Raw genomic sequence first — 6,166 nt, 5'->3', positions numbered from 1 at the left:
TGCCATGATGCACGACTTTCCGGCCGCCTTCCGCAATACCTGGTATGACCTGCTCAACCAAGGCGATCGCTCCGTGCAGGGGCTCACCGGCACCGAGTATCTAGAGCTGCTCCAGTCCACCGGTCTAGGGCTCGACGACTATCCTGCCTGCCAGGTAATACCCTCACCCTCTGTGCGCCCCGACGTGCCCCACCAACGCCTACACCAGCGCTTCCATCACACCGTCGCCACTGGTCTACGCCCACCCCTAGCCGGACAACGCCTCAGCGAATCTCCCCGATACCGCAAGGCGCTGCTCTACTATCTGCTGTCGCAAACCAGTTGTTTTCAGCATTGGTCATCGGAAAGCCATTGGCAAAGCGCTTGGCAAGGGTTGTATCAACAGACCGATGCCTTACTGCGGCAGGGATTTTAGGAATCGAGGGCGATCGCCAAAAATCTTTTGTAAAGGTTGACACAACCTGTAACACAACTGCTAATATATGTAAGCAGCCGTGATGGGGTGTCGCCAAGTGGTAAGGCAGCGGGTTTTGGTCCCGCCATTCCTAGGTTCGAATCCTAGCACCCCAGTTAACAAAATGTTCTTCATCTACAGACCGCAGGGACGGGTCAGCTAAGCATGTTGGATGTGAACGTTGATGCATCGCCATAGGATTTGCGCTGAGGAACCGTGAGCGAGACGCTCACATTCTGATGTCACAGCTTCATTCAGCAACGTCTGGATTTGAAAGGTCTTGCCCTCGTCCCTAAAGGTACGATGTTGATCATCGCCTAAATAGTATGGGTGTCTGGAACCCGGCGTTGCTGAATACAAGGTTACTGAATACAAGTATGAAGTTCTAAATCCGCTCTCACCCTAGGGAGAAGGGTTGAGGATGAGGGCAAATCTATCCATTCAGCCATGCTTGGAGCCCAAACGTTATCGACTTCACATAAAAAAAGCAAAGAGCAGAAGCTCCTTGCTTGGATGCGCGTAGCAGTGACGATGGTTGAGTTGTTCCAGATGGCAGAGGTCTTCAGAGTTCGGCGTAACCGAGTTACTCAGCCTCTAGAGAAACTCCGCTAAATAAGTTGCCTAGGAGATCGAGAGATCGCTCAAACTCATCTGATGAGCGCTGAGCATGGTGCTTGGTGACCGGAGTTCTGACCGATAGTTCTGGCAGAGGCGGATGTCGCAGCGTTTCAAGATGATCGAGGATATCGTCTGCGGTGACAGCATAAACCGGACATCCTGAATGCTTAGCCGTACGAATGAGTAGGTCTCTAGATGCGATCGCTGCTCGGGCGATCGCCACGTCTCGCATGGTTGATGCGGCATGTTCGAGACGGTGAAGAACAGAAGACTGTGGTGTCATAGCCAGACACACCTCATCTTAGGTGGATAATGGATCGTGATGGGTCTTGTTGATCACAGGAGCTCACGACTACGTCGCCGTTAGGATATACGAGGCAGACGGTTTTGCTATTCAAGGTTGTAGGAGACAAATCTTGGGAAAATATAAACGGATCTGTACATCCAGATGGGTTCGTAGACTGGGGGGTTGAGAATACATTCATGGGATCGTCCTTCGGAACTCCTATGCTCTTACTGTAGTTGGTTACCTAGGAGACTGTAATCTGGGCAACTACTCATGTTTTTGAGCACAATAGCGGGGTTCGATCCGCAGTTCTACCTGCAAAATCGTTACATTCATTAGGAACTAGCCTTTTTGTATGAAGGTTTCATGAAGCTAGCCGATAGGGCGATCGCATTTGCTTCATGGCTGGGCAAGGTATCCCTAAGGAACTCCTAATTCCCCACCTTCCCTTGCATTCCCATGTCACCAGAGCGATCGCCACAGGCAGGGCGATAGGGCTCTCGTCCTATATAATGCCGCCAGTCCGATCGCGTCATCGGCAACGATAAGCGATCGCAAGCCTGCTCAATCAGATCCACTGAATTCCACGACCATAGCCAAACTTGGCGCGCCCCCGTTACCCCCAGCATGGGCTGGGAGGGGCTAAAGACACTAGTACGCGGGCTGACGATGCGCCGCAGCCGAGCCACTTCCCGACGGCTCGATACCTGCCATAGCTGCACCCCCTGCCCTTGACTAACCGTCGATATATATTGACTATCGGGACTAAAGCCTCCCATCCCAATAAATGATTGATCGGCTAGGGTTAGCACCAATTGCCCTTGATCCACCGTCCACACTTGAATCGTGTCATTTTGCGATGGCTGCAGCAGGCGCGATCCGCTGACGGTGGCCAGGTACTGCCCATCAGGGCTGAAGGCGATCGCATTCACATCATGGGTATGGGTCAAGCGATGGACTTCGGGTGTGCCAGGCTTGCTCCAATCCCAAAGGCGGGCGGTGTTATCGAGGCTAGCCGTGGCAATATATCGCCCATCGGGGCTAAACAACACTGATTCTACAAAACTGCCATGCTCTAAACGGGCTAGCTCTTGGGGAGTTGCCTGTTGCCAATCCCAAATACGGGCGGTGTTATCAAGACTAGCGGTGGCCACGAAGGCACCATCGGGACTAAAGGCCAACGATTCGACAAAGCTATCGTGGGTTAACCGCGCCACTTCCAAACCGCTACGGGTTTCCCAAACGCGCGCCGTTGTATCGGTGCTTGCCGTTGCAAAATACTGCCCATCAGGACTAAAGGCGATCGCATTCACCGGATTCATGGGCGGTAGGTCAAGGATCAGGCTACCGTTATCAGGCTGCCAAAGCTGCACATTGCGATGGTTGGTGGCCGCTAGGATCTGTCCGTCGGGGCTAAAGGTCAGGGTATGCACGGGGTATTCCGTCTCCCACTGCCGCAACCGCCGACCATCGTTGTGCCACAAGCTCAGGGTTTTGTCGCCGGTACTCACGGCAATCAAGGGATCAACAGGACTAAAGGCGATCGCTAAAATCGGCCCCTCCTCTTCCAGCACCATGAGTGCAGGATTGCCCACCAGTTCCCAAAGCTGAGCTGTATTATCGAGGCTAGCGGTGCCCAACTGTCGTCCCTGAGCCAAGGTCACCCCCATCACCGCTTCTTGGTGCTGCACTTGGGCCACCAGCGTATCTTGGGTCAAATCCCAGACTTGGGCGGTGCGATCGAAACTAGCCGTGGCTAAGAGGGTGCCATCGTCACTCAACGCTAAATCTGTAATATTGCCTTGGTGGGCAACTTGGGCAATCGCCTCCCCAGTTTGCACATCCCAGACTTGGGCGCTGTGGCCTTGGCGCAAGGGTAGGGGACTGCCCGTCGCCGTTACCAGGCGCTGGCCATCCTGACTAAAGACAAGCTGCACAACACTATGGGGATGCAGCCAGCGGCGCACTTCTGTTTGGGTTGAGACATCCCACAGGCGAGCGATGCGATCAGAACTGCCCGTGGCTAACATCTGGCCATCCGGACTAAAAGCGATCGCCTGCACGGGGCTATCCTGCTGAATCAGAACCGACTCCGCCCCATCCCAGCGCCATAGATCCACCTGGCCATCCTCACTTGCGATCGCCACCTGAGCTTGATTGGGATGCACCGCTATGGCGGTGATGCGGGTTGGGCGTTGCCGTTCAGCCAGCCGTTCACCGCTCACCACATCCCACACCGTCACCGTAGACGCTCCCGCCGCCACCACTTGGGAACCATCGCCACTGAATGCGATCGCCTGAATCTCTTCCCCATGGCTCAGCACCCGAGCCTCGTTCTCTTGACTATCCCAAAGCTGCACCGTTTGATCTTGGCTAGCCGTGGCCAAATACTGTTCATCCAGGCTAAACGCCAGGGTATTGACCGCTGCCTCATGCTGCAGGGTGGTGATTAGAGCCGAGCGATCGTCGTCCCCCACCACCTGCCAGATCTGGGCCGTACCATCCGCGCTGGCTGTCGCCCAATAGCGCCCCGTCGCGCTCAGAGCCACGGCATTTACATCATCACCATGGGCAATCCGCAACTGCGATCGCGGTAGGCGACTCAGACCCATTTGGATCAAATCCTCCGCTGGCAAGGTGGGCAACTGCAGCGATCGCAGTCGCTGCCAAGCCTCGATTGCCAACTGCAGGGAGGTTTTCAACTCTTGTCCCGCAGGTGGTAAGAGCAGCTCCGACTGGGCCAACAGCCGCTGAGCGGTAATCATCTGCTGACGCTGCCACTCCCGCCGCCCCCAGCTCACCAACAGTAGCCCGACTAGCCCCAGCAACACCCCACAGGTTGCCAACAACGGCTGATGGGAGCGCCACCAGGGCACCTTGACGGTGGGTCGAGTGTCTTGGTGCTCGTCATCCAAGGGTGGGCGCGTTACGTCCACATCCGTCACGCCGTAGGAGGTGACCATGGGATAGGGCATGGGCTCCAAGGACTCACTAAACATGGAAGTGGGCGTTAAAATAACCTGCACCGCCGCCAGCCGATCCAGCAAGTCTTGGGAATTTCGGGGACGGGCGATCGCTTCTTCATCCGCCAAGTCGCTCACCAGATTTGCCAACAGCGGCGCAATATGGGGCGCATAGCCCTGCCAGTCTAAATTATGGGTTTGCTCATCCTCCGGCAGTTCATTGGGATGGGTTTGGGTCAACAAATGAATAAAGGTACGACCCAGGGCATAGAAATCCGACTGGGGCGTCGCCCGCCCGCGAATTTGCTCCGGAGCCGTATAGCCATCAGAGTAGACCACGGTGGAATCTCGCCCCTCCAGCACCGTTTGGCTTACCTCCCGCACCGTACCAAAGTCGATCAGAGTCAACTGTCCCCAAGGTTCCGCCGGGCGCAGCATGATATTGGAGGGCTTGATATCGCGGTGAAAAAGATGATTTTGGTGGATTTGGTGCAGGATATCGGCCAGTTGCTTCAGCCAGGCCAAGGCCAGGGGTTGGCTAATGGGAGGATGGTAGGTCATCCAGCGCTGTAAGTCTTCGCCCTCAATGCGCTCCATCACCAAACAGCGCACGGGATGGTTCCACTGGGCCGGGGTCACCTGAAAGCATCCCAGATCATCAATTTTAGGAATGCCGGGATGATCTAGCCGCTGGAGCACCTCCGCTTCCCGCTCAAACAGTTCCACCAGCTTGCGATCGCTCCGGGTCAGCACCTTCATCACCTTCACCCCTTGGTCTACCTCATCCTCCACCTCAAAAACCTCGGTGAGATAGGTGGATCCCAAATGGCGCAGCGGTCGCACCAGCCGATAGCGATCGCCAATACGTAGCTCGGTGCCACAGGCCTGGCACTGCTTTAGATGACTAGGATTTAGGCGCTGATGACAGTGGGGATTGATGCAATACCCCCACTGCGATGCGGTTGGACGATCGGCCCCCTGTATCATCCCGAATATCCTGCAAACGATGTCAGTTAAACCGAGTCTACACCGTTTCAATTTGCCTATTGGACTCCCAGGCGCAGCTCACCCACGAATCCAGCCATTAATCGTAAAACGACTATCCAAAAAGGCCCGACTGGGGCAGTGAATCGTCAATACCTCATGCATGACATGGCTGGGGAAAAACACGATGGAATTGTCCAGGGGTTCCACCGTATGAAACGACTCCGCCTGCACATAGGTATTCTGCTGAATGTGGCTATCATAAATGCGCAACTCGCCGCCAGTAAACGCTTTGGGCTGATGATGGAAATAGTACACATAGGTGAGGACGCGGGTGCAGGTGTCCGCGCTGCCATTATCGTTGTGAACGCGGTAGTAATGGCCGTCATTGTGGGCCGTGAGCTGGGTTTCGATCTGGGTGGGCTGGAAGGGAGCGATCGCCAACTGATCCAACACCAGGGGCAGGGCCGCGCTGATCTTTTGGGAGAATAGCTCCCCAACCTCCGGCAAGGTATAGAGCACCAGGGACTTACGATAGTCCACCGCTTGGGTAGACGTAGTGCTGGGCTGAAACTGGATTTCCTGCTGCACCGTCCAATCCAGCAAGTGCTGATGCTCTGCTGGCGATAGAAAATTGGGAATGCGCCACACCGGCGACGGTTCCACCACTAGCCCCGACGGAGTCGCTAGCCCCGGCGACGGCAGCACCATAGGCGGCTCTGTGATCACCCCCACAAGGCGATCGCCCGTGAAGGCCAACACCGCCTGACCATCCTGAATCGGAATCTGAAACAACCGCTGCGATCGCTGCCCCACAGGATCCGTCAATGTGCTCATCAACTGCTGCAACAACACCGAATT

At 55.6% G+C, this 6,166-nt stretch carries 4 protein-coding genes and 1 tRNA gene; 2 read left to right on the top strand and 3 right to left on the bottom strand.

Features of this window, described 5'->3' with window-relative positions; all coding sequences use genetic code 11:
• A partial coding sequence (locus tag V6D20_00935; GenBank protein HEY9814361.1) for a hypothetical protein occupies positions 1 to 415 on the top strand: 415 nt, incomplete at its 5' end.
• Positions 416 to 498: 83 nt separating this feature from the next.
• Positions 499 to 570: transfer RNA gene (locus tag V6D20_00930), tRNA-Gln, on the top strand.
• A 467-nt stretch (positions 571 to 1,037) separates the two neighbouring features.
• Here V6D20_00930 and V6D20_00925 read toward each other — a convergent pair.
• The 3 genes from V6D20_00925 to V6D20_00915 all read right to left on the bottom strand — a co-directional run.
• Positions 1,038 to 1,355, bottom strand: a complete 318-nt coding sequence (locus tag V6D20_00925; GenBank protein HEY9814360.1) for a hypothetical protein — start codon at positions 1,353 to 1,355, stop codon at positions 1,038 to 1,040.
• 434 nt (positions 1,356 to 1,789) lie between these two features.
• A complete protein-coding gene (locus tag V6D20_00920; protein ID HEY9814359.1) occupies positions 1,790 to 5,308 on the bottom strand; it encodes a protein kinase in 3,519 nt (1,172 codons plus the stop codon).
• Between the two features lie 78 nt (positions 5,309 to 5,386).
• A partial coding sequence (locus V6D20_00915; protein HEY9814358.1) for a 2OG-Fe(II) oxygenase occupies positions 5,387 to 6,166 on the bottom strand: 780 nt, incomplete at its 5' end.

It is taken from the genome of Candidatus Obscuribacterales bacterium (assembly GCA_036703605.1).
In the GTDB taxonomy this organism is placed as follows: Bacteria; Cyanobacteriota; Cyanobacteriia; order RECH01; family RECH01; genus RECH01.
Note: the sequence above shows the minus strand (reverse complement) of the source record. Positions and strands in the feature narration are given on the sequence as shown.